The 795-nt window shown below is 75.1% G+C and carries 1 protein-coding gene; it reads right to left on the bottom strand.

The genetic code is table 11. The features are described 5' to 3' along the window. Nucleotides 1–17: 17 nt before the first annotated feature. Complete coding sequence (locus tag AC1MIR_RS09765; RefSeq protein ID WP_480027976.1) at nucleotides 18–578, bottom strand: DUF3576 domain-containing protein; 561 nt, start codon at nucleotides 576–578, stop codon at nucleotides 18–20. Between the last annotated feature and the right edge of the window lie 217 nt (nucleotides 579–795).

Here is a 795-nt window from a genome sequence, read left to right as displayed (position 1 = left end):
CTTCGGTCATCGGGCCGCTAGCGGGACGCCGAGGTGGATTGCGCCCGCAATTCCCGCGCCCGGGCCAGCACCTGGTCTTCCAGCTCCGTCGCGGTGCCGGCGGAGACCGGCGCATCCACCCAGCCGCCGCCGCGGGCTTCCTGGCGGAACACCACGATGCGCACGCCATCGGACCGCAGCTGGCGCCCCAGGATGTAGGCGGTGGCACGGAAGCGCTCGGCGCCGGCGCCGGGCGGCGAATACCAGTCCGTGATCACCACGCCGCCGAAAGGATCGGCGGAGGTCAGCGGCATGAAGGAGAGCGTGTCGAGGGTGGCGCGCCACAGGAAGGCATTCACGCCGATGCCGCTGCCGCCGCCAGCTTCCGGCGAGCCGGGCGGGGGGCGGCTGCGGTCGGTGCCGAACAGCAGGATGCCGTCGGTGCCGCCAAGCCGGCCACGCACGCGGTCGCGCCCGCTGCCGCTGTTGTACTCGTTCTGGCCGGGAACCCGGAAATTGCCATCGCTCGGCGTGCTGCAGCCGGCCGCGAGGCCAAGCACCAGCCCGCCGATGAGGAAGCCCCTCAGAGGGGACCGCATGCGTCCGGTCATCTTTCCCCAGTCCTGCCCATGCCGGGGCGCGGCGCCGAGGCCCGCCCCAAGGAGCAGGTCTTTAGCCGCCGGCCGCCGCGGCAGGAAGAGGCCTTTCGCCGGCGCACCGTGGAGGGGCGGAAACGCAAAGGGGGGGGGGGGGGCCCCCCCCCCCCCCCCCCAGGCGCGGCCGGGGGGGGGGGAAGGGGGGGCGCCGGGGGCCCCC

It is taken from the genome of Falsiroseomonas sp. RANM36 (assembly GCF_056682175.1).
Note: the sequence above shows the minus strand (reverse complement) of the source record. Positions and strands in the feature narration are given on the sequence as shown.

What these genes read in the sequence shown, in the direction of transcription:
- AC1MIR_RS09765 (WP_480027976.1), bottom strand. Translation starts at nt 578, where the DNA reads ATGCGGTCCCCTCTGAGGGGCTTCCTCATCGGCGGGCTGGTGCTTGGC.